Raw genomic sequence first — 23,509 nt, 5'->3', positions numbered from 1 at the left:
TTTTATTGGGCAATATTGTTGTCATCATTGTTAGGTGGCAAGGCTCATTCCTTGCCACCGATGAGGTTGTTAACCCGTTATATTGCAATTAGCGCTTAATCGCTTCTAACTGCCAAATGTTATTAACGTAATCGCGAATTGAGCGGTCTGAGCTAAACTTACCGACCAGCGCGGTGTTCAGAATCGCTTTACGTGCCCATTGCGACGCGTCACGGTAATCACGGTCAATGTCATTGTGTGCGCGCACGTAATCGGCAAAGTCAGCCAAACACAGGTACGGGTCGCCGCTACCCATGACACTGTCAAAGACAGGGCGCAACGCCCCAGGCTGACCTGGCGTAAACGTCTCATCCAACAGACTATCCAAGGCGGCCTTCAATAGAGGCTGGCTATGATAGACCGCTTCAGGCTGATAGCCTTTTTTGCGCAACGCCGTGACGCCATCGACATCAAGACCAAAGATATAGATGTTGTCGTCACCCACTTCTTCACGGATTTCCACGTTCGCGCCATCCATGGTGCCAATGGTGAGCGCGCCGTTGAGTGCCATTTTCATGTTACCCGTGCCAGACGCTTCTTTACCGGCCATAGAAATCTGCTCAGACACATCGGCAGCAGGAATAATGATTTCCGCCATACTGACACGATAATCAGGAATAAATACCACTTTGAGCTTGTCACCGACCCGTGGATCATTATTAATGGTTTCAGCGACCTTATTAATTGCATAGATGATCGATTTTGCTAATTCATAGCCAGGCGCGGCTTTCGCGGCAAAAAAGACCACTCGTGGCGCCATGTCAAAGTCTGGCTCGTTAAGCAAACGCTGATAGAGCGAAATCACATGCAATAGATTCAAGTGCTGACGCTTATATTCATGCAGACGCTTAATTTGTACATCAAAAATCGCATCGGTATTGAGGGTAATATCGAGGTGCTCTTTAACCCATCCCGCCAAACGCTGCTTGTTGCGCTTTTTGACATCCATGAATATCTTTTGAAACGCAGTATCATCGGCGTATTGAGCAATCTGCTCGAGTTGCTCTAATTGCGCTGGCCACTGCTCACCGATTTTTTCACTGATCAAGTTGGACAAGTCAGGGTTACAGAACTTCAACCAGCGACGCGGTGTAATGCCATTGGTCACATTTTGAATGCGGCCCGGATATAGCGCATCAAATTCTGGGAATAAATCACGCTTAACTAACTGAGAGTGCAACGCCGCAACGCCATTTACCGCATAAGAGCCAACCACACATAGATTCGCCATACGCACCATGCGCTCACCTTTGTCGTCAATCACTGACAACACCTGCTTTTTCGCCACATCGCCGGGCCACTTCGCTTCTACCTCTTGCATGAAGCGATGGTTAATCTCAAAAATGATCTCCATATGACGCGGCAGCAAGCGCGCAATCAACGCCTCACTCCAGGTTTCCAGCGCTTCGGGCAGTAAGGTGTGGTTAGTGTAAGCAAAAGTACGACTGGCGATTGACCACGCCTCATCCCAGCCCAGACGATAATCATCCAGCAATACGCGCATCAGCTCAGGAATCGCGATGGTGGGGTGGGTGTCGTTTAATTGAATGGTTTCATACTCTGGCAACGCCGCTAGAGCATGACCAGCCTCTAGGTGACGACGGAGGATATCTGCGACCGAGGCGGCACTGTGGAAGTACTGCTGCATCAAGCGCAGCGTTTTACCTGCGTCGTGGTTATCGTTCGGGTACAAGACTTTGGTCAAATTACCCGCATCGATATCAGCTTGCTGCGCATGGGTGTAGTCGCCTGCATTAAAAGCATCAAGCGCGAACGGTGTCAGTGCTCGACCTTCCCACAAACGCAATGGGTAAACGGTGTTGCTTTGGTAACCGACAATGGGTAAGTCCCAAGGCATTGCCTGGATTTTCAAGCTCGGCACCCATTGACGATAGGTATGCCCTGCTTCTTCAACGACCTCAACATGGCCATAAAAGCCGATAATTTGGGATAATTCAGGACGTACCAGTTCCCATGGGTAGCCTTCCGGTTCGCGCCACGCATCAGGTGCCTCTTGCTGCGCCCCTTCATGAAAAGACTGACGGAAAAGCCCATATTCATAATGTAATCCGTAACCCACTGCTGGATACTGCTGTGCCGCCAAAGAGTCCATAAAACAGGCCGCCAGACGTCCCAAGCCGCCATTACCCAGAGACGGATCACGCTCTTGTTCGAGTAAATCCGTTAACCCAAGCCCAAGCTCACTCACGGCATCGGCGATAGCATCGTACAAGCCCATGCTAATGAGGTTGTTCCCGGTTAAACGACCAATCAAAAACTCGAGGGATAAATAGTTAACACTTTTCGCTTGTTTAATGGCTTGATCGTGTTCAGTGGCCACCAAGTCACTCGTCGTGTGTTCGGCTAATGCACGGCCAAGCGCGAGGTACCAGTCACGCAGTTGAGCAGTATCTGGTGCGTGACCTAGCTGGGTTAAGTGTTGAACCATACTGATTTTAAACGCACTTTTATCAAACGCATGTTGCTGTTTTGGTGTCATGTCGTTGCTCTCGATAATGGAATGAAACCTTGATGGTTAGTCATCCTGCCCAACCCGAGCACGGCAAACATCCTCCCACGTCGTTCTCATCAAAGGAGGAGACCATAGGGCGTAGAGAGCCAGGTCACACATCAACAGTGAGCGGGCTCTCATCAAAATGAAGCACAGCCCACTGACTGGTGATCTTCATCACGCTATGAGACAAAAGCCTGTCTAAGCCGGCGATGAAAAAAACCGTCTAGCCTTTGGTGATTTTTGTGCGCTAGCGCAAATTAAACCCTTACAAACCAACATCAATGTGTACACCGACGATAAAAAAAGCCAAGAACAAGGCAATTAAGTGATATATATCACAATTATAAGGCGTAGTTGCACTAAATTAGGGCACCCGTTAAGAGATCAGGGATAGATCATAGTTTGTGTCTTTGAAGTTACATACACTGCAATCAGGACAGAGGTGCGCACCAAAGATGACGCACCGCATTTGTAGTGAAGGACAGTGTCTTATGTGGATCCCATCAAAGCTGACTCGGCCTGGACGGCTTTATAACGCGATATTGCGCCCGCGAGTGCTCGATATTTTACAACAAGCCCCCCACTATAAGCTGGTGCTGTTTCGCTCTCCGGCCGGTTATGGCAAAACCACCATGGCTGCCCAGTGGCTCGCCGATCAACCCAATGTCGGTTGGTTTAGCATTGATGACAGTGATAACGACAGCTTTCGCTTCATAAACTATTTATTACAAGCGTTGCACCAAGCCACCCAAGAAGGCTGCGCTAATACGATAAAACTGGCGGAAAAACGCCAATTCTCATCACTTCGTGCGCTCTTGTCTGATGTTTTTGCCGAACTGGCCGGGTTTCACGCCAGCAGCTATTTGGTGCTGGACGACTATCAACTAGTTGATAACGAAGAAATCCATGAAGCGATGCGCTTTTTCATCAAGCACATGCCAGAGAACCTCACGTTAGTGGTGACGTCACGCGCTAACCCACCACTGGGCACCGCGAACTTACGCGTGCGAGACCTGATGATCGAGATAGGCAACGAGCTTCTCGCGTTCGATAACGAAGAGACAACCCGGTTTTTCAACCAACGTATCGACGATGGCGTCGATGAATCGACCGCAAATGCCTTATGTACCTACGTCGAAGGTTGGCCATCCGCGCTGCAACTGATCGCCATTCAAGCGCAGCACCAAAAACGCACGCTAATGCAAAGCGCCGCCTCGTGTGCAGAATTCAACCATGCCCATCTTTGGGACTATCTAGCGGAAGAAGTTTTCGACTTGCTTGACACGGAGACACGTCAGTTTCTGATGAAAGTCTCAGTGTTAGAAATGTTCAATGATGAACTGGTTTTCGCCTTGACCGAGCGAGAAGACGCCCTGGGCATGCTTGAGTCACTGAATCGCTATGGTTTGTTTATCTATGCGCTGGAGGGGGATAACAATTGGTTCCGGTTTCACCATTTATTCGCGGAGTTTTTGGCCCACGAGCGCCAAGCCAGGATCCCCCACCAGCAACAAACCTTGCATCGACACGCGGCACTGGCTTGGCTAAAGCTGCAGTCCCCTCATCAAGCCTTGCGCCACGCACGCTATGCCAAAGACGATGCGTTGCTGGCCGATATCCTCAATCAACACGGCTGGCGTATGTTCAATCGTGGCGAACTATCCACACTCGAATCCGCGATTATCAAGCTCAGTGATGAGCTTTTATACCAATACCCCAATTTGAGCTTACTGCGTGCTTGGTTAGCACAAAGCCAACATAGGTATCACGAAGTTGGCGAGTTATTGGCCAGTGCCGAAAAGGCGTATCAAGCCCGCGACATTCCACTGGATATTGATTACCAAGGCAATGCCAATGCCCTGCTTGCCCAAGTAGCCATTAATGCGAATGAGCCTGAGCAAGCGATGCAGCTGGCAGAAAAAGCACTCGAGCAACTCGATAGCGCCAATTACCGAGGACGTATTGTCGCGACTTCCGTGGTTGGCGAGGTGAATCATGTGCTCGGCGAACTGGATCGCGCTTTATCCATGATGCAACAAACGGAAAAGTTAGCGCGCCAGCATCAGGTATATCACCAAGCGCTGTGGGCCATTTTACAGCAAAGTGAAATTCTCCTGGCACAAGGCTATGTGCAAGCCGCGTTTGAGTTGCTCGACAGCGCCGATCAGCTCATTGAAGATCAGCAATTGCATCAAGTTCCTTTACATGAATTTGCTCTACGGCTTCGCGCCCAAATACTCTGGTGTTGGAACCGTCTGGATGAAGCTGAAGCCTGTGCGTATAAGGGGCTACAGGTTTTGGAAAACCAACCGCCGAGCAAGCATTTGCATAGCTACTCTATGCTCGCGCGCGTGGCTGTTAGTCGCGGTGAGTTAGATAAAGCGGCCAAAAGCATTGAGCACATAGAGCACCTTCTACGAGAATCAGTTTATCATGTTGATTGGACCGCTAACGCGTCACTCTCGCTATTGCTCTATTGGCACGCCAAAAACGAACTGACCAATATGGATGAGTGGTTACATCAAGCCGTTCGCCCCGCGACCGCCTGCAACCACTTTAGCCAGCTTCAGTGGCGAAACATTGCCCGCGCGCACCTGCATTTGGGTCAGTATGATCAAGCACGTCAAGCGGTCGATTTTCTGCGCCGCGAAGCGAACCGGGCCAACTTAGTGACGGATAAAAACCGCAATCTCATCGTCGAGGCCGTGCTCGCCAGTAAAGTGCAAGAGACGGAATACGCCAAAAGTCTCTTGCAAGATGCCCTGATCCTAACCAATCAAACCGGGATGATGGGTAACTTTTTAATCGAAGGTGATGCGCTCTCATCATTGCTGCACGCGTTGATTGAACAACATGCGCTCGGCGCATTAGAGCGCCACCGGGCACAGCAGCTATTAAAAGAAATCGCCAGCCATCAGCGCTCACGCTCCACCCACTTTGATGAAGCCTTTGTCGAAAAACTGGTCAAGCACCCTAACGTGCCAGAGCTAGTGCGAACCAGCTCACTGACGCAACGCGAATGGCAAGTGCTCGGCTTGATTTATTCCGGGTTTAGTAACGAGCAAATTGCTCATGAACTGGATGTCGCCGGCACCACCATCAAAACCCATATCCGTAACCTTTACCAAAAGCTCAATATTGCTAACCGTAAAGAAGCGGTCGTCACCGCCGAAAACCTCCTTCAACTTATGGGTAACTAGTCAGCTATGCCTACGCCCCCAGACTTTTCGTGGGGGCGTAGTGGCCTTTCGCTCTCCCCCTACCTTTCGTGATACTTTACTGAATTTCATCATCTTTTCTGCCATGACACGCTGAGTTTTAACCCGATCACGCATGGTAGGTGTCGCCCTTCAGTATGCTGCGCCTCAGTATTGACACATGAGGAATAATCAATGAAGCGCACTCACTTTTTGCAACCGCTCGGCGCATCGGTTGCCATCGCGACTATCATGGCGTTAACGGGTTGTAATACCGATAAAGAAACCAACCTCCCCCCAAGAGACATCGGTACCACAGACGCCAGTGTGCTATTTGCTGACGCCGATACCCTGCTCACCCATCAAACCAACGCTACCTCGCTCACCTTGTATTACTCCGCCGATGGCACCATGCGCTATAACCCGGACACACAGCAGGTGGAAAACGCCACTGCGAGTGTCGAGTCCACCCTTGCCACGCACGATCATTGGCAACTATCGTTCCCTCATTTGCAAGACGACGTCAAAGGGTTCGATTTTGACTTTACTAGCGCCGATATTGCCCTGAGGCAATGGCTTAAAGGACAGCTTCTCGCTATCGCCAAAGACGGTGATACCGTATTAACCGCAACCGATGTTCAACCGGCCCGCGCGCTCGATGCCTTGTATGCCGAACACGCGGAAAAACTCACTTATGGTGCCACGCCTAACGCTGGACACACTGAGTTTCGTCTTTGGGCCCCTACCGCACAGCAAGTCTCGCTGGTGCCCTATCAATCGGCGAGCGAAAAAAACGGGCCAAAGCAGCGCAAAACGCCGATCAAAATGGACTTCGACACCGAGTCAGGAAGCTGGCATGTCGCCACCACTGCGCTAAATCATGGCGACTATTACCGTTATCAACTGTCGGTTTATCACCCTGAAACACATCGCATCGAGCGTCTCGAAGTCACGGATCCTTACTCACATAGCTTGTCGACCAACTCCAGCTATTCACAGGTGGTCGATCTAAATGCGCCTGCGCTTAAACCCAGTGGTTGGGATACGCTGAGTACGCCTCACTCACAGCAAAACCCCACCAACAGCGTGATTTATGAGGCGCACGTGCGTGATTTTTCCGCGCTCGATCAATCTACACCCCAAAACCTGCGCGGTAAGTACCTAGCTTTTACCCAAAACACCACTGAGCCGGTCAAGCATTTAACCGCGCTCGCGCAATCCGGGGTCACCCATTTACATCTGCTCCCCGTGTTTGATATCGCCTCCATCAACGAGGACGCGGCCCAGCGTATCGATTTAACCGACCGCTTCTCCACGCTATGTGACAAAGCACCTTCACTGAAAGAGACGCCCAGACTGGCCAGTGAGTGCGACAACCATCAAACCATCCAAGCAGCATTAACGGATTTAGCCACCGAAGACAGTGCTAACACCCCCTATGTGCAAACGGTGATGGCGGCGATGCGTCAGTACGACAGCTTTAACTGGGGTTACGATCCTTTCCATTACACTGTACCCGAAGGCAGTTATGCCACCGAACCTGAGGGCACCGCGCGTATCCTTGAGTTTCGTAAAATGATCATGGCCATCAAACAGAATATCGGCATGAATGTGGTGATGGACGTGGTCTACAACCACACCCACCAAGCGGGCTTAGGGTCCTACTCTGTGTTAGATAAAGTCGTGCCTTGGTATTATCAGCGTCTTAACCCCGTCACTGGTGACGTCGAGCAATCTACTTGCTGCTCGAATACAGCGCCTGAGCATCGTATGTTTGCCAAACTGATCGATGACTCGATTGCCACCTGGGTGAAAGACTACAAAATCGATGCCTTCCGTTGGGATTTGATGGGGCATCATCCGCTGGCCCAGATCGAGCGCACACTTGCCGTTGCCCGCACCATTAACCCAGATGTGTATTTCTATGGTGAAGGTTGGAACTTCGGTGAAGTCGCCAACGATCGCCAGTTTGTCCAAGCCACCCAAGCAAACCTAGCAGGCACCGGTATTGGCTCGTTTTCTGACCGACTTCGTGATGCGGTTCGCGGCGGCGGTCCATTCGATGGCGGCGAGTACCTGCGTAAAAACCAAGGCTTTGGTAATGGTCAATGGGTCGCGCCCAATGATCTGCAACAGCAAAGCAGCGGGGAAAGAGCCAGCGCCCTGCATAACGCGGATTTAGTCCGTTTGGGTATGGCGGGTAACTTAAAAGATTTTCAGTTACAAATTGCCAATGGTGATGTCGTGCGCGGTGACGAGGTTGATTACAACGGTCAACCGGCTGGCTACGCGCAAGACGCGTGGGAGATTCAAAACTATGTCTCCAAGCACGACAACCAAACCTTGTGGGATAACCATCAATACAAATTCCCTTACGCGATGCCGCTCGCAACACGCGTCCGCGCCCAAGCCGTGTCACTCTCAACCGCTCTGTTGGGACAAGGGGTGCCTTTTATCCACATGGGCAGCGAACTGCTTCGTTCAAAATCGATGCAACGTGACTCATATGATTCGGGCGATTGGTATAACCGCGTCGACTTTACCCAACAAACCACGCAGTGGGATCAAGGGCTGCCACGTGAAGATAAAGACGGCTACAACTGGCCGATGATTGAAACCGTGATTGTCAACCACAACAGCGAGGCCAAACCAACGCCACAGGCAATCAGCAACATGGACAGCTACTTTAATGAGCTGGTGGCGCTGCGTGCGTCGTCAGGGCTGTTCAATCTGGGACAAGGCAACGTGATCAACCAACGTGTCAGCTTTCACAACACCGGCGCCTCACAAATTCCAGGGCTAATTGTGATGCAGCTTGATAACAGTGGCAGTCTGCACGACAGCTCGAAGGATGCAACGCGTGACGGCATTATCGTCGCGATCAATGCCTCGGGCACGGCCGTCAATGACTTTGCCAACATCGACGCCACCGACTATCAGCTTCACAGCTTGCAAGCCAATGCGGGCAACAGCTCGATCGCGTATAACCAACAGGCCGCTCACGTAACCAACGGCAAACTCACTGTACCCGCTTGGTCCGTCGCCGTGTTCGAGAAACCTCATCAGCCTTAACCATCATTTGGGGGAGTGCGGCTCCCCTACTCCACTTGCCGCCCGGACATACAGGCTTAACACCATCATCATCAACCTAGCCTTCCTTTAAAAAGCCGTTAAATACACGAGTTTTCTGCTCCGCGCTCGCGTTATTCATAGCGATATCAGTACTTGAACACGTTTTGACAGTGTTTCCTCATTTTTTGTATTGCTATTGGTATAAATGCTGATCGGTTCACTCAACACCCGAGTACAGGATGTGGTACGGTATTTATCTTTAATTGGAACCGAAATCACACTTCATCGGCCGCTAACGATGAAAGTGAGCGGTCAACAAGGAATAAGTTAATGTTAAAAGATTTGGTCGTTGACGGGCGCTATAAAAAAACGCTGGATCAGTCGATACACGCCATCATCACTATCGATGAGCAAAATCAAGTTATCTACTTCAACGACGCTGCGGAATCACTGTGGGGTTATCAACGTAATGAAGTAATGGGCAATAACGTGAAAATGCTCGTTCCAAGCGAAATTCGCGCCAGTCATGATAGCTTCATTGAACATCATCGTACCACTAACCAAGATCGTATCGTGGGGACATCTCGCGACGTCCAGCTCGAACGAAAAGACGGCTCACGCGTTTGGGTTAATATCTCACTCAACCAGATTAAACATCGGGGCAAGTCCACTTATACCGCCTTTGTGCACGATATTTCGGCTCAAAAACAAGCCCAAGAAATAGTCAATCAAACGCTCGACCAAGCATTAGATGCCGTGGTGACCATTGACGGTAACAACATTGTTACCTTCGCCAACCGCTCTGCAGAGCGCTTGTGGGGATACACACGTGACGAGATGTTAGGAAACAATGTCAAGATGCTGGTGCCAGAGCAACACCGCCATGAGCACGATGAACTGGTCAATAAAAACCGTCGGACTGGCATCAATAAAATAGTGGGTTCAACGCGAGAAGTGCCTGTAGTGCGTAAAAATGGTGAGCACCGTTGGGGCAGCTTTTCTATTTCAAAAATAGAACTCGACAACGAAATCCAATACACCGCATTTGTGAAAGACGTGACAGAAGAAGTAGAGCGTCGAGAAGAATTCAAGATGCTGTCGATGGTAGCGGATGAGACCGATAACTCAGTCATCATCACCGATGCCGACGGCTGTACACGCTATGTAAACCAAGGGTTCGAAAAGCTCACCGGTTACACGATGTCAGACATGCGCGGTAAAAAGCCAGGCACCATATTGCAAGGACCAGGCACCGACGCAGAAACGGTCGCAAAAATTTCACAGAAACTAAAAAATCGCGAGCCCTTTTACGACGAACTGCTCAACTATAACAAACAGGGTGAGGCCTATTGGATTTCTGTGTCTATCAATCCGATTTTTGATGACAACGGGCACTTATCTAGCTTTATTTCTATTCAAGCCGATATCACCGAAGCCAAGCAACGCTCATTGGAAGCAGAAAGACGCTTCGAAGCCATCAGTGTTAGTAACGGGATTATGCAATGGCGGCTTGACGGGACACCTGAATCCTTTAACTCCTATATGCTCACACGTTTACACGCTGATACCTCGACCAACGCCCAGATCGCGACTAACAACCTGAAAATAATGCTGGGTGAACAAACCTTCCAAAAAGTGATTGCGGGCTCTCAGATCAAAGACGTCCTTCCTTTTAAAGCCGCCGATGGCAGTGAACGCCGCTTTGACACCGTGGTTGCCCCGATTTTTGATTCAGAAGGCAATCCTTTATACCTCGTCTCCTACGGAATCGATGTCACGAATCGGGCCCAAGCCGTCGAAGTAACGGAACAGGAAATGAATAAAGTGGAAACATCCAGTAATGAAATTCAGCAGATTATTGGCGTTATTAATGGGCTCGCGGATCAAACCAACCTTCTCGCGTTAAATGCCGCCATTGAGGCTGCACGTGCAGGCGAGTCAGGCCGAGGGTTTGCCGTCGTTGCAGATGAAGTACGTCAACTGGCTCAGCGCTCGGGAGAGTCTGCAGCAGAGATCCGCCGGCTGGTCGACCAAACCAACGAGCGCGTTCGCGCATTAGCCGATGCGCTTCAAAACCTCAATGAAGAGGGCAGTTAAGCAAGGGAAAAATAGCGAAACCTATCGCTGCTCATTTATCTCGGTATAATGCGCGTTTCAGCTTTTTATCGATGAATAGCATTATGATCAAGAACCTGGTCTCAACTTACCTCAAAGGCATGGCGATGGGGGCTGCAGATGTGGTTCCTGGTGTCTCTGGCGGCACCATCGCATTTATTACTGGTATCTACACGCAGTTACTTGAGAGTATTCGGCGTATCACACCTCGCCTTTTCACACTCTGGCGCAAGGAAGGGTTCAAGGCCGTCTGGCACCATATCAACGGCACCTTTCTTTGTGTGCTCTTAGCCGGCATTCTGACCAGTATTGCCAGTTTGGCCAAAGGGATAAGCTGGATGCTCACCCATCACCCCATCCCACTGTGGTCGTTTTTCTTTGGCTTGATCATCGCTTCAGCGTTGCATATTGCCAAACAATTGCCCGCCCCCAGAATAAGGCCTAAAACCGTTCTCGCCGCACTGCTAGGGGTCGGGTTTGCCTACTGGATTACTATTGCGAACCCGTTGCAGCTCACCGCCTCGCCGCTCACCGTCTTTCTCGCCGGCGCCATCGCGATTTGCGCTATGATTTTGCCAGGGATCTCTGGCAGTTTTATTCTGCTGTTGCTGGGAATGTACAGTCCGATCCTAGATGCGGTTCATCAAACGCAGTTTGGCTTACTGGGATTATTTGCGGTGGGCGCGGTGACTGGCTTATTGACCTTTTCGCACCTGTTGTCATGGCTGCTGCGCCGCTACTACGCGCTGACACTCGCGTTTCTGACCGGCCTGATGTTGGGCACGCTAGGTAAAATCTGGCCGTGGAAACACACGCTCACATGGCGTACCAACTCATCCGGTGAGCAAGTGCCTCTGATGCAAGATAACCTTCTGCCCGGTGCTTATGAGGCAATCGTGGGACACCCGGCACAAGTTAGCTTGGCCATCATTGCCATGATAGGTGGCTTTGTGCTGGTATTATTGCTGGAGCGTTTCTCGCCTAAGCAGGACTAAATAATGCATATATCACCCTCACAATCACCCGTGAGTCGCCCATTGTTTATCACTGTCGGTCTCTTAATGCTGGCAGTGATGGCTTTTTTTCTTCCCTCTTGGCTATCTGGCTTTTTCTCGACCGCTTCGAGTTCAAACGTCGCGCCAGCCGCCTACTGTTCGCTCAATCAGCAAACGTGCCAATACAAGGGTTATCAAGCCCACTTAGGCAATCCAATGGTTCATCCACTACACGCCAATACCCTCACGGTAACCGCCCCCCAGGCGCTTAACACGGATACCTTGCTCGTGAAGCTCCAAGGCGTCGAAATGAATATGGGGGAATATCGGCTGGTGCTTAAACAAACCGATAAACTGACTTACCAAGGGCAATTGATGCTGCCCGTTTGCACTGAAGACAGCATGACCTGGGCGGGAACCATTACACTTAATGATGATGCAAACACGCTATTCCCCATTAAAGTAAGCATGGAGCGACTATGAGTAAGAAAGCTTGGCTTGTCGCCATTATTGCCGTTTGTTTTGGCTTGGGTGCCCGCGCGCTATTTGATCACTATCAAACGTCACAAAAGCAGGCACAAGCGGGTGCATTACAATCACAAGGGCAACCGTTTAACCTTTACAATACCGATGACCCACGTCCGCGCATTGTTTACTTCGGTTATACCCATTGTCCTGATGTTTGTCCCACCTCGCTCGCCGTACTATCTGCTGCGTTAAAATCGCTCCCTGAGTCGACACGAAACGCGGTGTCGCCAGTCTTTATCACACTCGACCCAAAGCGTGATACCAGCGAAAAAGCCGCGGAGTATGCCCATTTTTTCCATCCGGCCATCACCGGCGTCAGTGGTTCAGAAGCACAAATCGCCCAGCTGGCAAAGCGCTACGGAGTTTTATATCGCATCACCGAGCTGGAAGGCTCCGCCATGGACTATGCCGTTGACCATAGCTCCTTTTTTTATTTTCTCTCACCGAACGGTGAACTCGTAGAGAAAGTCCCTCACACCTTAAACCCTGAGATGCTGATCGCAGCGATTGAACGGGTGACTGGTCAAAACAAGGAACAACAATGACATCATTCAAATCTTTTATTGCCGCTATCGCTTTTATGGTTGCCCCATTGGTGCATGCCCATGGTGAGTTTTTTATTCATGATGCCTACGCGCGTGCCACTGCACCTGGCGCACCAAATAGCGCCGCTTTCATGGTGCTCGATAATCAAAGCAAGGTGCTAAAACGGGTGGTGAGTGCAAGTACACCGGCGGCGAAACGGGTAGAGTTGCATGAGCATGCCATGGTAGATGGCATGATGGAAATGCGACAAATTGCGCAAATCCTGGTGCCTGAAGGCGAGCAAGTCACATTAAAGCCAGGAGGCCTGCATGTGATGCTATTTGATCTTACCCAGCCACTCAAAGTAGGCGAGCACATTTCGTTGACCTTAAACACCGCAGACGGTCATTCACTGACCAAGCAGATCCCAGTGAAATCAGTCATGGATGGTATGCAGCACCATAGCGATGAAGGAAATCATCACCACGAATAGTCTTTAACGTGTCTCGATGGATGGGTCAAACAGCGCGTTAAATGTTAACTGTGTCAAGGTATGGCCGCCAAGTTGAGGATTCAGCAGCAAAATCCCCTATCAGCGTCTATGGTAAAAGGTAGTCGCGCTTGCGCGTGACCCTTTTGACGTGATTGCTATCTCCAACAACAATAGCGAGGTTCTCTATGAAAATCCGTCCAATGGCGCTAGCAGCAATAGCTTCAACCGTGTTGCTCGTCGGCTGTACTAGCAACACCGCACTACAACAAAGTGTTGATGATTTATCCGCGAAAGTCGATGCGCTCTCTAACGACGTTTCTATGATGAAAAGCGACGTGAGTGATACCAAAGGTACCTCTCAAATGGCCTATGACGAAGCCAAACGTGCTAACAAGCGCATTGATAATATGGCGCAGTCGTATACCAAGTAGCGTATCGACTTAAGCACCGACGACGCATTGAATAAACAAAAACGGCGCAGCGCCATGCGCCGTTTTCATGCTGTTATCTGACGTTTACTCCTCCGTTCGCCTCACTGGCTTAACATCTAGGTCCGCACGCTCGAGACGCTGCCAGGCTTTCAACTGTGCTGGGGTCAACGCTGCTACTTCGATCGGTGTTCCTTCCTGCACGGTTAGAGCGGCGCGGTAGCGCTGAGTCGACAGCTCCAATCGCTCCAAAATCGCTAATACCTGAGGATCAGGCTCAATCGACAAACGCGCTTTGGTCTCTTTTTCATTTTTTGACAAAGGACGATGGGCTTCTACCATCACGCGCCCATCAGGCTCAACGCTTAGCTTCGCGGGTTGATTAATCACCCTCACGGGAGTATGAACGTCCACTTGCTCAAACAGCCATGCCACATCGTCAGTACGAAGTCGGATACAGCCCGCGCTGACTCGCAGCCCAATACCAAACGACTTATTCGTGCCATGAATTAAATACTCACCGTTACCGAAGCCCAACCTTAGCGCATGCTCACCTAAGGGGTTGTTTGGCCCTGCCGGCACCACATCAGGCAAAATGATGCCGCGTTGTTTTTTATATTCCTCACGAATACTCTGAGGTGGCGTCCACGTCGGATGTTCGCGCTTTTGGCTAATATAGGTGTTCATGGTGGGGGTTTCGCGCCCCACTCTACCAATCCCAATGGGAAATACATGAACAGCACGTTGAGCGTCTGTTGTTTCCCCTCCTGCTCTAGCGGCTGGCTCAGGGAAATAGTAAAGGCGTAACTCGGCAAGATTAATCACGATCCCCGAGTGAGGCGGTGAGGGCAGCAAGAGCTGATTGGGTAAGCGCACCAAAGCGCCGGGCTCAGGCAAGTAGGGATCCATTCCTGGGTTGAGCGCTAAAAGCGCTAGAAACCCCACATCATAGTGTTTGGCAATGGCTTCTAAGTGCTCGCCCTCTTTGACGATGTGCGCCTCTGGATAGCCAACCAGTCGACTGCCGTCGGTGGGTAACGGATACTGGGTGGCAAACGCTGTTGGCACCGCTAACGCCCAAAGCATCGCACAGGCTAACCCCAGCGATGCAACCTTTTTATTAATCACAGACGGGAGTCGGCTAGAAATAAATCCGCGCCCCAGCGGCACCTTCAAACTCAATATCGCCTTTTTCCTCCCAATACCAAGTGGTGCCCGCCTCGGCGAACAGTTCCACATCCTCCCCCGTACCCACCGGAAGCGTGACGCCGAGCCCTGCGCGTGGTCCCCACTGGTGCGTTGAATCATCTACCCACTGACCCCCCGCATAGACATACATAGGCGCATATTCCATCCGCCCAAGCCATTCACCCAAATTCCAAGTCCCATCGACGGCAACGCCCACCTTGTCGATGCCCGCTTGAATTTTAAATTGGTTTTGTTTCAAGGTCACGCCCGACATCGGCGAACCAAGGAAAACCCCCGCGGCAAGGCCATCAGCCGCGTATAAAGAAACGGGAAATGAGGCAACCGTCAACCAGACTGCTGCACGAAGCCAAAGGTTTAAATTCATGGTATTCCGTTGTATTACTGTGACATGCACACAGACAAAAGCAATTTTAGTGCCAAAATGAAATAGCAAATTGAACAGGCACAGGTGTGTCTCCAAACAAGGCAATGAGTCGGTGATCGTCAAGGTGACTGGGTCAACGCATCACCCCGTCCCCACCGAAGGAGGCAATAATCTGCCATTACGGGTAGACAAAAACATACAAACCATGCCGCTTGATTGGTCACAACATGGTACCGATCGCCGTTCTGCTCCTCCCCGCGATGAGAAAGTGCGCACAAAGTAGCGTTTCTCCCTGATTTATTGGGCGATTTAAGTGATATACTGCATACTTTAGTCTGTGCGCCTTTGCGAGTATGCGTGACAAGGCAGCATCCGCTTTCAAGACGTTTTTGGTAGGAGTAACGGGTTTTTGTTAGATGATCTGGTCTCGCTGGCACTGCGCCAGTTTCAGCAAGATTGTGTCAAATTGTGCGAGCATCACTATCCGACGGTTCACAACCGGGGAATGCGTGATCCCCACATGGGCAAAGCACTCGCACGCCGACTCATGCGAGTGCTTGATGCACACGACAAGCCCGCAACGTTTCATTTGCTCGACGATACCCGCCCACATAGCCAAACCGTCTATCAACTACAACTTGATGGCAGCGCGATATACATACTCGCCCATCGCCTACTCAGCGGCAATAACGCTTGTCGTGATGCCCTGGTGCGTGACGTTGCTTGGCTACTGAATCATGGCATCACCAACCCGGCTGAGCCTGGACGCGTGATTGTGGTCAGTGATCACTGGATTGATCGCACCAACGCCAGTAAGGCCGTTCCTTCATGGTGGTTGGGACACCAGCCTATTCACGCAGACGCCTATCGCGCGCAAGGAATACGCCTGACCAGCGCGACATCGAGCCTTGCTGAAACCATCGCACCCTTAGGGTTAACTGAGGGGCGATATCGTATCTTTCACCCTTTGTTTCGCAAAAAAGATGGCTTACCGTTGCACAAATACCTTTTACTCACCGCCACGTTTCCGCTCGGTGTTGAAGAGGACAATAACAGTCTTTAATGCGGTTTGTGCCACACGGATTTAAAATCAAACCAACCCACTGCATTCGATGCCACATCTTGGAGATCTGGCGTTGCCATGACACCCATCCAAATATGAAACAACGGCACCATTTGATGCTCAACCAGACAACGGGCTAAGTGCTCAGCACAGCTATCATCTTGCGTGTCTCGCCAACGCTGCGTGTGACTTTCAATGGTTTTGAGCATGGGATCCGTGCAGGCACTCAATACCAGATCATGCGTCCCCAGCCAGTTGAATAACCCTGCCTGTCCGCGTTCTCCAAAGCTCATCGCCCCTAACCAGATATCGATTTTGCGGCCATGTTGACCACTAAAATAGTCGGTGGGTGACAATGCCAGGGTTTTCACTTGAATACCATCCTCAAGTAAGTGCGCGTGTATTGCCTTGGCGATAAGCGGGTAGAGAGGATGATCAGATAAATACGCCACGGTCAATGACGTTGGCGACGGCACGACCGGTGACATGGACGAAAGGCCATGATGCATCCAACCTGGCATCAGTCCATACGCATTGAACAATCGGTATTCACCCATGCCACAATGCGCCAAGCGTGGAAGTAGTTGCAGCGATGAGAGCTTGGCATGTAGGTATTCACGCCATGCGGGTTGCTTTGCTAATCCATCGCGACAATTCAACAATAAATAACCGGCCCCCTGATCCATTTCTAACTTTTGACTCAAGGTCGTTTGATGGCTGGCTAATCGCTCCGGCGTCAGTGAGGTACTGGGAGTGAGATAGCACATTGCCGCCTCATCAAACACCATAATCTGGATCTCATCGGTCAGGGCACGATAACCAAAATAATCATCAAATGCCTCGAGAACTAAGCGGTGTGGCTGTTTCTCTGCCACGCGATAAGGGCCCGTCCCAATCGGTTGATAACTACTGGATTGAGCTTGGTGGTGATCGGCAGGACGAATGACTGCCTCTGGCAAGGTAAGCGCATGATCAAACCTTGGGTCGGGGGACGAAAGGTGCACATCGATCATCCGCGGACCCGGCGAGTCAACGCGCGAAAGATGAGCAAAAAAACGCCGCGTAGAAAGCGCAGATAGGCTCGCTATCACATCGTTCTCGCGCATTAGCTGACCATCATGGAAGCGGACACCAGGACGCAAGTAAAACCGCCAATGAGTCGGCGACAACGCCTCCCAATGGTGGGCTAAGTCCGGCGTTACGATACGTTCACTACCACGATAACGCACCAAGCCATTAAAAATTTGCCCGACCAAGTGCTGCTCTGAACGACGCAAAGGTTCGCGTGGATCCAGCGTCTCGAGTTGACGGTAATAGGGCAGGCGAACAATTTGCCGCCCGTTTTGCGTACTCGGCCCCATTTGTTTTTGAATTAAGGCGGCGAGCTTGGTCGAGTCATGATCAAGGCACGCCAAGGCTTGATCCATTTTGCCCTGCGCCAACCAATGTGCTGCCTGCTCTTCTCGCAGTGCCATTTCACTTCGCAAAAACGCTAAACGAGAGAGCTTCCCTCGCCCTACGGAAGGCTGCCAGGTCAGCCACCCTTGCTCTTCTAGCTTGCTGAGCACCATTCGCGCATTACGCCGCGTACAGACCAAAATATCCGCCACAGCTTGCAAGGTTGTATCAGTGCTTTCACCATTGAAATGATGATAAAGGCGGGAGAACTGTGCACGTAGCCGCTGTCCAGACATAAAAGGGGAACCTAAATGCAGTATCAGTCATTGTCGATACTTCCTATTTTACGCGACAACGGCCGCTCCGTCTGCCCAGTTTGGACGCAATCAGATCGGGGCTGTGATCTCTGGCAGGCTTTATTGTCGCGTGCTATCGCGCAGCGATTGTTATTTCTGCTCACTCCGTTATGATGCCTGTTGATTGTTGTTATCGCATGTGGTGTTTATGGACGCGTCTGAAATTATTTCCCATTTTGATGTTAAACAACGCTGGATGGCATGCCACGTAAAAAAAGCGCAATTCCCAACCAAAGAAAGCCTAACGGGCTTTGATATCTATCACGCCGCCGCTCAGCCTCCTCAACCTTTCGAGCCACCCAGCGTACCGGACAAGCAACCGCTAACGCTATATTGGGTCAACAACCACCCACTGATGATTCAATACGCCAAGCTTCAGGCTCAACAGTGGCCAGAATCAGATCGCGCCACTATGCTCGCCTACTTTGCTCAGCTTGCGCTTGAAGATGGCGTTGAAATTGACGACGCCACGGTAACGCTATGCATCGGCACTCAAAACGGGGAAACCTGTGCCGCCGCCATGCGAGTCGATACAGTGTTAGACGGTCAAACGGTCAGTGGTATTTATGATCTGATTGCCCCCAGCGACGACGCCCGCGCACAACTTCTTTATGCACTCAGTCAGAAGATCAACGGCGACGACAGGCTGTGGGTCATCGACCGCTAGTGGGCGGGACGAAAATTCTTGAGAGGGTGAACCACTTCCTCAAGCCCTTCCACTTTGAGGGCCAGGCACAGCTTCATCAGCTCTCCTAACTCGCCTTTCGGAAACTCGGCTTTGTTTTGAAACCACAGTAAGTATTCTTCAGGCAGATCAATCAATACACGGCCTGCGTACTTGCCAAACGGCATGGGCATGTTGGCCAGTTTAATCAGTTGCGCTTTGTCCATGAAGCATACCTTGTCGATTACGCCGTGGCTTGTTGGGTGTTCTCACGCTGCTGAGCAATCATTTCAAGCAACATGGTTTCTCGCACCAACGACTGGCCAGCTTTCTCGCTGTTCGCCATCACTGCTTTGTTATGCGCAATTGCATGGTCAATGCTCACCCACACGGGCCGCATACCGTTATTGATTTCATAGTGCTCAAAGGTCGGTGTGCCGAGATCACGATCAACGCGGCAGTAAAAACAATACGACAGCATATGCATCACATCCGCACCATCACGATACCAAGGGCGGTATTCTTCAAAACAGCCAAACGGGCGAATATCTCGAATCTGTTGCGCGCCTGTCTCTTCTTCTAACTCACGGATCATGGCTTGCTCTGGCGTTTCGCCCTCATCCATACCGCCACCTGGCAGTGAGTAATCATCATAGCGTGCGGTATACATCAGCAAAATCTCATCACCATCTAACGCGATGGCTCGCGCAGCATTTCGCTTGATAATGGCTTTGTCTTCCAGCGGTAGCACCCGCTCATCCGTATGTTTGGCTATGATTTGCATAGTTACTCGCGTCATTAAAAAAAGGCGCACAAGGATACCACACATAGCGCATAACAGAGCGGATGATCTTGCGCGCACAAAAACTTAATTTTCGCCGCATTTAAATATCCTTGGCGAGCGATTTAAGTAATACTGATTTTGGTGTGCGGACCGGGATGATGATGTAGGAAGGGCAGTCTAGGATGTTGCAAAAAATTGACATACAACAGCTAACCCTTGGTATGTATGTTGAGCGAATAGAAACTGAACATGCCCGCACACGCATGGCTAAGCCTGGCTATGTTCGCCGTCCCGAGACCATCCAAAAACTGAAACAAAGCGGCGTGAGCTATGTTTGGGTAGATGCTGATCAGATCCTAGATATCAATGAAATCCAGTACAATGGTGCCGTCTACCAAGGGAAATACGCCTCAACCGGTGCAGATATCGACAAAGCACGCGCACTCATCGATTCGTCCAAGCAACAGCTGAGTCGCTTGCTAAATGACATTTATGCCAATAAACCCATTGATGTCGCGCCCCTTGAGGCATTGGGCAGTGACATTGTTGATAATATTTTTGAACGTCAGCACGCGGTTGCCTGGATCAGCGGTATTCGCGACAAGAGTGCTTACCTGATGGAGCACTCGCTCAATGTGGCCTTTTTGTTGGTGAGTTTTGGCAGGCATCTGGGGTTTGATCACGCGACTTTGCAAGAGCTTGCCGTCGGTGGATTAGTGCACGATATCGGTAAAGTGCTGGTTGCCGATGACGTGCTCAATAAACCGGGAAAACTGACCGCTGAAGAGTTCGACCACATGAAACTCCACCAAGTTTTTTCTCAGCCAGTACTGGATAGTATCCCTGACCTCTCACAAATCGCTCGCGATGTAAGCTTGATGCATCACGAGAAATTGGATGGCAATGGTTATCCAAATGGGCTTAAAGGGGAAGCGTTACATACCATTGGCCGCATGAGTGGGATTGTTGATATTTATGACGCACTGACGGCTGATCGCTGTTACAAGCGGGCGATGTCGCCCTCTGAAGCCTTTAAGATCATGATGGGACTCACGCCGTTTCATTTGGATCCTACTTTATTACGCGCCTTTATTCAGTGTATTGGCTTTTACCCTGTAGGCTCTCTCGTTGAGTTGGCGGATGGACGTGTCGGCTTGGTATGGCAAGAAAACCTCGACGAGTTGACCCGCCCTGTGGTCAAGTTGTTCTATTCAGTTCGGAGTCAGCGGTTTCGCGACGTCGAGTATATTGATCTCGATAAGCGCCATGATTTGCGTATCGCCCGCGCCACCAGCGAGACAGCGCTTGATATCAATGTCGATGCATTTCGTTAATCCTGTGACGAGGCGAAGGCTTTTGCGTATACTGCCCTCCCTCAGTGACAATGCCTTTAAGATAGAGAGAGAAAAATGAGAGTTTGCGCGGTTGATTTAAAAGCGAATGAAGCGAACCTGGTCTTGCTAGATAGTGACAATCATTTGTTTTCGGTGCCTGAGTGTCGAGCCAAGAAAATTACGCTGCCCTCGCCAGAAGCCCAAGAGAGTATTCAACATTTCCATCGCACCATGAGCAAGCTCATCGAAGACTATCAAGTGGATAAAATCGTTATCCGTGAGCGCCAGACCAAAGGCAAATTTGCAGGTAGTAGTGCGGGCTTTAAAATGGAAGCTGTTTTGCAACTGATCGAAGGCGTTGACGCCGAAGTCTTCTCCTCCAATGTGATGAAACAAACGCTAAAACGTCATCCCATCGATGTAAACTTAAAAGAGCTAGGCTTAAAGCAATTTCAGGAAAATGCCTTTCTTACCGCTTGCGCCTATTGTAATAAAGACAAAAAATAGTAATCAAGACAAGAAATAACGTGCCAAACACGGAGGTACCATGAGCAAGAGAACCTACTCTTCCCCTCTGGGGCCATTAACATTGCTAGCCAATAACCAGGGATTAACCGCTCTGTACCTCCCTAACCGCGCACCGAATCATACTGATCACCTCAGTTCGCCGGAAAGCACCGCTATTCTCGAGCTGGCCTGCCAACAACTTGATGAGTACTTTGCGGGCACGCGACAGTTATTCTCGGTGCCACTTGCCCCTCAGGGGACAGCCTTTCAGCAGCGCGTATGGCAGGCACTGCAATCGATCTCTTTTGGTGAAACGGCCAGTTACCAAGCGATCTCGCATCTGATCGGCAACCCAAAAGCCAACCAAGCTGTAGGCAGTGCCAATGGCAAAAATCCGATTTCTATTATTATCCCTTGTCATCGGATTATTGGCCGCCAAGGACAGTTGGTCGGCTATGGAGGGGGATTAACCGCCAAACGCGCATTGCTGACTTGGGAAGCAACAGGCAAGTGGCCCGACGCTGTTTCGAGCGAACTGAGCAGCACAGATCCCGCCCTGCCTTAGCATCTGCTCACGCGGCCAGCGGTTTAATCAACCGTTCTGGGGTCAGCTGAAAACCACAATGCATATAAAAACTCTGCGCATCTTCCTTGTGGTAACTTGGAACCACTTCAATGTGATCACACCCTCTTGCTATCAGCGCCTGCTCGGCAGCGACGAGCAGTTGACGCCCCAACGTCATATCACGGAATGGTTCGTCAACAATAATGGTGCTAATGCGCCCCATGTGGCCTGATAAACCTAATTGTGGGATCACCTGACAGACCACCACACCCGCCACCAAGCCGCAAAGCTCGGCCACGCTGACTGACACCAAGTCTTGATTAAGTAAGTGCTTGATATGGCGATGCATCTGACGCTTGTCTACGTTATCTGACTGGCAAAGTGCGCAGAGTTGGCTAATGGCATCGATGTCTTTATCAATGGCTTGTCTTATCATTATCGTCTTCCTTGTTTGGGTTACCCCACCCGCAGACTGCTGGCTCAATCTACCGATGAGGCGTTATGTTGTAAAAAGCGCGGAGATGGGTGACTAACGCTGAGCGGTTGGCGTATCCGCCATACGGCTTACCGTCACACGGCGGTCAAAGAAAAAGCCCTCATTTCCCGCGTGATTATCCAGTGGCTGACTGTCCCCATATGCCACCGTGTTGAGCTGATGCGGATCCACACCTACCGAGACGAGATAATCTTTGACTGCCTGCACGCGGCGTTCCGACAGTGCTTGGTTATAGCCTTGACGCCCTCTTGGATCGGCATAGCCTGCGAGTTGCCATTGCGCATTTGGCATTTGTTGAATAAACCCGGCTAGCTCGTCGAGCTGGATCATAAAGTGCGGCTCGATATCCGCTGAGCTGGTGCGAAACTGAATATTCATCGCCAAGGCAAGATCGTCCACCTGATGCTGCGCACTGCGCAAACGCGCGAGTTCAAGCTGCGCTTCATTGTATTTTTGGCTAATCCGACTCAGTGATTGATTCTCGTCTCGGATCGTTTGAATCGTCTCACCCTGCTCGTGGGCCAAATCTTCATAGCTGGCATTTTGTCCCATCACGGTGCCAATAATGGCCCCTGCAACCGCGCCGACAGGGCCTGCCACCACCGCCCCCGCGATGGCACCGCTTCCCATCCCGATCAACTCAGGCTGTTTATTGCGTTCAACCTCACTGGCGGCCATCCCTTGTGGCGTGGCGACCGCGAACATTGAAACGGCAAATACAGAGTGCGTCAGTTGTTTTTTAATATCCATTTTATCCTCGCTTACGGTGAATCGTGCTGTTTGATATGGCGTTATTACAGCAAGCACTTAAGGCATTTTGCGGGAGTAAAAATGGCAATCTGGCGATCAATAGTGGCAAAAA

At 50.7% G+C, this 23,509-nt stretch carries 21 protein-coding genes; 13 read left to right on the top strand and 8 right to left on the bottom strand.

All coding sequences use genetic code 11. The features are described from left to right. Positions 1-88: 88 nt before the first annotated feature. Positions 89-2,539 carry a glycogen/starch/alpha-glucan phosphorylase gene (locus BGL48_RS12395; RefSeq protein WP_069362927.1) on the bottom strand — a complete coding sequence of 817 codons (2,451 nt, stop codon included), beginning with the start codon at positions 2,537-2,539 and terminating at the stop codon, positions 89-91. A 506-nt stretch (positions 2,540-3,045) separates the two neighbouring features. Between BGL48_RS12395 and malT the strand changes: the two genes are divergently transcribed. The 8 genes from malT to BGL48_RS12355 all read left to right on the top strand — a co-directional run bounded on the left by malT (position 3,046) and on the right by BGL48_RS12355 (position 13,910). Beyond that, positions 3,046-5,754: an HTH-type transcriptional regulator MalT gene (malT, locus tag BGL48_RS12390; RefSeq protein ID WP_069362926.1), complete on the top strand. Its 2,709-nt coding sequence runs from the start codon at positions 3,046-3,048 to the stop codon at positions 5,752-5,754. A gap of 192 nt (positions 5,755-5,946) precedes the next feature. Next, positions 5,947-8,823: a pullulanase-type alpha-1,6-glucosidase gene (pulA, locus tag BGL48_RS12385; RefSeq protein ID WP_083238596.1), complete on the top strand. Its 2,877-nt coding sequence runs from the start codon at positions 5,947-5,949 to the stop codon at positions 8,821-8,823. 330 nt (positions 8,824-9,153) lie between these two features. Further along, positions 9,154-10,920, top strand: coding sequence for a PAS domain S-box protein (locus tag BGL48_RS16570; protein WP_069362925.1), 1,767 nt, complete (start codon positions 9,154-9,156; stop codon positions 10,918-10,920). 83 nt (positions 10,921-11,003) lie between these two features. Next, on the top strand, positions 11,004-11,933 hold the full coding sequence (locus BGL48_RS12375; RefSeq protein WP_069363149.1) for a DUF368 domain-containing protein: 930 nt from the start codon (positions 11,004-11,006) through the stop codon (positions 11,931-11,933). A 3-nt stretch (positions 11,934-11,936) separates the two neighbouring features. Continuing rightward, the gene (locus BGL48_RS12370; protein WP_083238595.1) at positions 11,937-12,416 is read left to right on the top strand and encodes a hypothetical protein; all 480 of its coding nucleotides are present in this window, start codon (positions 11,937-11,939) and stop codon (positions 12,414-12,416) included. Further along, a complete protein-coding gene (locus tag BGL48_RS12365) occupies positions 12,413-13,006 on the top strand; it encodes an SCO family protein (protein WP_069362924.1) in 594 nt (197 codons plus the stop codon). Before BGL48_RS12370 ends, BGL48_RS12365 begins: the two co-directional genes overlap by 4 nt. Further along, the gene (locus BGL48_RS12360; protein ID WP_069362923.1) at positions 13,003-13,479 is read left to right on the top strand and encodes a copper chaperone PCu(A)C; all 477 of its coding nucleotides are present in this window, start codon (positions 13,003-13,005) and stop codon (positions 13,477-13,479) included. Before BGL48_RS12365 ends, BGL48_RS12360 begins: the two co-directional genes overlap by 4 nt. A 185-nt stretch (positions 13,480-13,664) precedes the next feature. After that, positions 13,665-13,910 carry an LPP leucine zipper domain-containing protein gene (locus tag BGL48_RS12355; RefSeq protein WP_069362922.1) on the top strand — a complete coding sequence of 82 codons (246 nt, stop codon included), beginning with the start codon at positions 13,665-13,667 and terminating at the stop codon, positions 13,908-13,910. Between the two features lie 84 nt (positions 13,911-13,994). Here the strand turns inward: BGL48_RS12355 and BGL48_RS12350 are convergent, their stop codons facing one another. Together BGL48_RS12350 and BGL48_RS12345 are read right to left on the bottom strand one after the other, a co-directional pair. Continuing rightward, on the bottom strand, positions 13,995-14,993 hold the full coding sequence (locus BGL48_RS12350) for a L,D-transpeptidase family protein (RefSeq protein WP_083238614.1): 999 nt from the start codon (positions 14,991-14,993) through the stop codon (positions 13,995-13,997). A 55-nt stretch (positions 14,994-15,048) separates the two neighbouring features. Further along, on the bottom strand, positions 15,049-15,480 hold the full coding sequence (locus tag BGL48_RS12345) for a hypothetical protein (protein ID WP_069362920.1): 432 nt from the start codon (positions 15,478-15,480) through the stop codon (positions 15,049-15,051). A gap of 409 nt (positions 15,481-15,889) precedes the next feature. On the opposite strand from BGL48_RS12345, the gene BGL48_RS12340 reads away from it, so the two are divergent. Continuing rightward, on the top strand, positions 15,890-16,543 hold the full coding sequence (locus BGL48_RS12340) for a hypothetical protein (protein WP_069362919.1): 654 nt from the start codon (positions 15,890-15,892) through the stop codon (positions 16,541-16,543). Here the strand turns inward: BGL48_RS12340 and BGL48_RS12335 are convergent. Continuing rightward, a complete protein-coding gene (locus BGL48_RS12335; RefSeq protein WP_069362918.1) occupies positions 16,540-18,237 on the bottom strand; it encodes an SgrR family transcriptional regulator in 1,698 nt (565 codons plus the stop codon). The two genes, BGL48_RS12340 and BGL48_RS12335, sit on opposite strands and share 4 nt — an antisense overlap. A 208-nt stretch (positions 18,238-18,445) precedes the next feature. Here BGL48_RS12335 and BGL48_RS12330 point away from each other — a divergent pair, with 208 nt between their 5' ends. Next, entirely contained in the window at positions 18,446-18,964 is a 519-nt protein-coding gene (locus tag BGL48_RS12330; protein WP_141698096.1) for a hypothetical protein, read from the top strand. On the opposite strand, the gene BGL48_RS12325 is transcribed toward BGL48_RS12330, so the two are convergent. Both BGL48_RS12325 and BGL48_RS12320 read right to left on the bottom strand, forming a co-directional pair. Then, a complete protein-coding gene (locus BGL48_RS12325; protein WP_069362916.1) occupies positions 18,961-19,188 on the bottom strand; it encodes a DUF3820 family protein in 228 nt (75 codons plus the stop codon). The two genes, BGL48_RS12330 and BGL48_RS12325, sit on opposite strands and share 4 nt — an antisense overlap. A gap of 17 nt (positions 19,189-19,205) precedes the next feature. Then, positions 19,206-19,745 carry an NUDIX hydrolase gene (locus BGL48_RS12320; RefSeq protein WP_069362915.1) on the bottom strand — a complete coding sequence of 180 codons (540 nt, stop codon included), beginning with the start codon at positions 19,743-19,745 and terminating at the stop codon, positions 19,206-19,208. A 182-nt stretch (positions 19,746-19,927) separates the two neighbouring features. Here BGL48_RS12320 and BGL48_RS12315 point away from each other — a divergent pair, with 182 nt between their 5' ends. The 3 genes from BGL48_RS12315 (at position 19,928) to BGL48_RS12305 (ending at position 22,151) form a co-directional block, all read left to right on the top strand. Then, on the top strand, positions 19,928-21,079 hold the full coding sequence (locus tag BGL48_RS12315) for an HD-GYP domain-containing protein (RefSeq protein ID WP_069362914.1): 1,152 nt from the start codon (positions 19,928-19,930) through the stop codon (positions 21,077-21,079). Between the two features lie 75 nt (positions 21,080-21,154). Beyond that, complete coding sequence (locus BGL48_RS12310) at positions 21,155-21,586, top strand: DUF3010 family protein (protein WP_069362913.1); 432 nt, start codon at positions 21,155-21,157, stop codon at positions 21,584-21,586. A 40-nt stretch (positions 21,587-21,626) separates the two neighbouring features. Further along, a complete protein-coding gene (locus BGL48_RS12305) occupies positions 21,627-22,151 on the top strand; it encodes a methylated-DNA--[protein]-cysteine S-methyltransferase (RefSeq protein ID WP_069362912.1) in 525 nt (174 codons plus the stop codon). A gap of 7 nt (positions 22,152-22,158) precedes the next feature. Here BGL48_RS12305 and BGL48_RS12300 read toward each other — a convergent pair whose 3' ends face one another. Both BGL48_RS12300 and pdsO read right to left on the bottom strand, forming a co-directional pair. Continuing rightward, positions 22,159-22,587 carry a GNAT family N-acetyltransferase gene (locus BGL48_RS12300; RefSeq protein ID WP_069362911.1) on the bottom strand — a complete coding sequence of 143 codons (429 nt, stop codon included), beginning with the start codon at positions 22,585-22,587 and terminating at the stop codon, positions 22,159-22,161. A gap of 93 nt (positions 22,588-22,680) precedes the next feature. Next, on the bottom strand, positions 22,681-23,397 hold the full coding sequence (pdsO, locus tag BGL48_RS12295; protein WP_069362910.1) for a sortase-associated OmpA-like protein PdsO: 717 nt from the start codon (positions 23,395-23,397) through the stop codon (positions 22,681-22,683). Between the last annotated feature and the right edge of the window lie 112 nt (positions 23,398-23,509).

The organism is Salinivibrio sp. SS3 (genome assembly GCF_001722105.1).
Taxonomy (GTDB): domain Bacteria; phylum Pseudomonadota; class Gammaproteobacteria; order Enterobacterales; family Vibrionaceae; genus Salinivibrio; species Salinivibrio kushneri.
The sequence above is the reverse complement of the archived record's forward strand: the minus strand, read 5'-3'. Positions and strand labels throughout refer to the sequence as shown.

What these genes read in the sequence shown, in the direction of transcription:
- BGL48_RS12395 (WP_069362927.1), bottom strand. Translation starts at nt 2,539, where the DNA reads ATGACACCAAAACAGCAACATGCGTTTGATAAAAGTGCGTTTAAAATC.
- malT (WP_069362926.1), top strand. Translation starts at nt 3,046, where the DNA reads ATGTGGATCCCATCAAAGCTGACTCGGCCTGGACGGCTTTATAACGCG.
- pulA (WP_083238596.1), top strand. Translation starts at nt 5,947, where the DNA reads ATGAAGCGCACTCACTTTTTGCAACCGCTCGGCGCATCGGTTGCCATC.
- BGL48_RS16570 (WP_069362925.1), top strand. Translation starts at nt 9,154, where the DNA reads ATGTTAAAAGATTTGGTCGTTGACGGGCGCTATAAAAAAACGCTGGAT.
- BGL48_RS12375 (WP_069363149.1), top strand. Translation starts at nt 11,004, where the DNA reads ATGATCAAGAACCTGGTCTCAACTTACCTCAAAGGCATGGCGATGGGG.
- BGL48_RS12370 (WP_083238595.1), top strand. Translation starts at nt 11,937, where the DNA reads ATGCATATATCACCCTCACAATCACCCGTGAGTCGCCCATTGTTTATC.
- BGL48_RS12365 (WP_069362924.1), top strand. Translation starts at nt 12,413, where the DNA reads ATGAGTAAGAAAGCTTGGCTTGTCGCCATTATTGCCGTTTGTTTTGGC.
- BGL48_RS12360 (WP_069362923.1), top strand. Translation starts at nt 13,003, where the DNA reads ATGACATCATTCAAATCTTTTATTGCCGCTATCGCTTTTATGGTTGCC.
- BGL48_RS12355 (WP_069362922.1), top strand. Translation starts at nt 13,665, where the DNA reads ATGAAAATCCGTCCAATGGCGCTAGCAGCAATAGCTTCAACCGTGTTG.
- BGL48_RS12350 (WP_083238614.1), bottom strand. Translation starts at nt 14,993, where the DNA reads ATGCTTTGGGCGTTAGCGGTGCCAACAGCGTTTGCCACCCAGTATCCG.
- BGL48_RS12345 (WP_069362920.1), bottom strand. Translation starts at nt 15,480, where the DNA reads ATGAATTTAAACCTTTGGCTTCGTGCAGCAGTCTGGTTGACGGTTGCC.
- BGL48_RS12335 (WP_069362918.1), bottom strand. Translation starts at nt 18,237, where the DNA reads ATGTCTGGACAGCGGCTACGTGCACAGTTCTCCCGCCTTTATCATCAT.
- BGL48_RS12330 (WP_141698096.1), top strand. Translation starts at nt 18,446, where the DNA reads ATGGACGCGTCTGAAATTATTTCCCATTTTGATGTTAAACAACGCTGG.
- BGL48_RS12325 (WP_069362916.1), bottom strand. Translation starts at nt 19,188, where the DNA reads ATGGACAAAGCGCAACTGATTAAACTGGCCAACATGCCCATGCCGTTT.
- BGL48_RS12320 (WP_069362915.1), bottom strand. Translation starts at nt 19,745, where the DNA reads ATGCAAATCATAGCCAAACATACGGATGAGCGGGTGCTACCGCTGGAA.
- BGL48_RS12315 (WP_069362914.1), top strand. Translation starts at nt 19,928, where the DNA reads ATGTTGCAAAAAATTGACATACAACAGCTAACCCTTGGTATGTATGTT.
- BGL48_RS12310 (WP_069362913.1), top strand. Translation starts at nt 21,155, where the DNA reads ATGAGAGTTTGCGCGGTTGATTTAAAAGCGAATGAAGCGAACCTGGTC.
- BGL48_RS12305 (WP_069362912.1), top strand. Translation starts at nt 21,627, where the DNA reads ATGAGCAAGAGAACCTACTCTTCCCCTCTGGGGCCATTAACATTGCTA.
- BGL48_RS12300 (WP_069362911.1), bottom strand. Translation starts at nt 22,587, where the DNA reads ATGATAAGACAAGCCATTGATAAAGACATCGATGCCATTAGCCAACTC.
- pdsO (WP_069362910.1), bottom strand. Translation starts at nt 23,397, where the DNA reads ATGGATATTAAAAAACAACTGACGCACTCTGTATTTGCCGTTTCAATG.